General features: G+C 53.7%; 2 protein-coding genes. Both read left to right on the forward strand.

Features of this window, described 5'->3' with window-relative positions; translation table 11 throughout:
- Nucleotides 1-55: 55 nt before the first annotated feature.
- Nucleotides 56-988, forward strand: a complete 933-nt coding sequence (locus tag F3H95_RS26965) for a TerC family protein (protein ID WP_210248603.1) — start codon at nt 56-58, stop codon at nt 986-988.
- A gap of 40 nt (nt 989-1,028) precedes the next feature.
- A partial coding sequence (locus tag F3H95_RS26970) for an exopolysaccharide biosynthesis protein (RefSeq protein WP_149748243.1) occupies nt 1,029-1,381 on the forward strand: 353 nt, incomplete at its 3' end.

Raw genomic sequence — 1,381 nt, forward strand, 5'->3', positions numbered from 1 at the left:
TGGAGTCGCGTAATTGGAAATTCTGTTTTTCCTCTTCCTTGGAAAGCCGCTCTGGATGTGGCTCGTCTTCATGGGCCTGGTTGTGGCTCTGCTCGCATTCGATCTCGGTGTTCTGCATAAGGATGACCACGAGATCGGTGTTGCCGAGAGCCTGAAGCTTTCAGTCATGTACCTGTCTCTCGGTTTTCTGTTTGCCGGCTTCATCTACTGGCAGATGGATACTGAAGCGACTGCACAGTACCTGACCGCCTTCGTGGTGGAAAAGACGTTGGCGATGGATAACATCTTCCTCATCGCCATGATTTTCGCCTTCTTTTCCATTCCGCGCGAGTACCAGCACCGCGTCCTGTTCTGGGGCATCCTTGGCGTCATCATTCTTCGCGGCATCATGATCGGCCTGGGTGCAACGATCGTGGAGCAGTACAATTGGGTGCTCTACATCTTTGCAGTGTTCCTGATCCTGACCGGCATCAAAATGTTGTTCATGGCCGACAAGGAACACAAAATCGAAGAAAACGGTCTGATCCGTTTTCTGAAGCGCCACATGAATGTCACGAATGAGCTTCACGGCAACCGGTTCGTGATCAGGAAACTGGATCCGTCAACCGGGAAACTGAAGCGCTACGCGACTCCGCTTCTGCTTGCATTGATCATGATCGAGATTGCCGACCTGGTCTTCGCTGTCGATTCGGTACCGGCGGTCTTCACCATCACGACCGACCCCTATATCGTCTATACCTCGAACATATTTGCCATTCTCGGCCTGCGGGCACTTTACTTTGCACTCGACGCAATCCTGCATCGTTTCGCCTATTTGAAATATGCTTTGTCCGTTCTTCTGGTGTTCATTGGCTCGAAGATTTTCATCGCCTGGGCCATGGGCTGGGAAAAGTTTCCGCCCGAGTGGTCGCTTGGTATTACCTTCGTCATTCTGGGTGCGGGCGTCGCCTACTCGCTCCGGAGAACTGGCTCGAAACAGAAAACCTGACCCGCGGTCTGGCTCTAGGTTTGCGTCTTGAGGAACGTCGATGACTGATGGAAGTACAGCACTGAAGGGGTCGGACTATCTCCTGGAATTGCTCGAGACCGCAAAGCGCAACAACGGTCTGCACATTCGAACGATCTTGTTGCGGGAGGGACGTCTTGGCGTCGCGATAGCGTTGTTGATGCTTGCAATTCCCGCCGTTGTACCGATACCCAACCCGCTTGGGCCGGTTTTTGGCACCTGCCTGGCTTTCGTCGCGGTGCAAATGCTGTTCGGTCGTCAAAATCTCTGGGTTCCCGAATTCATGGGACGACGAATGTTGCCGATGAAGGTGGTCGCGGCGGCAGTCAACGGTACGAGACCGACGATCCTTCGAATCGAAGCCAGGCTTCAGCC

This window comes from Rhizobium sp. RU35A, assembly GCF_900156005.1.
GTDB classification, from domain to species: Bacteria; Pseudomonadota; Alphaproteobacteria; order Rhizobiales; family Rhizobiaceae; genus Neorhizobium; species Neorhizobium straminoryzae.

What these genes read in the sequence shown, in the direction of transcription:
- F3H95_RS26965 (WP_210248603.1), top strand. Translation starts at nt 56, where the DNA reads ATGTGGCTCGTCTTCATGGGCCTGGTTGTGGCTCTGCTCGCATTCGAT.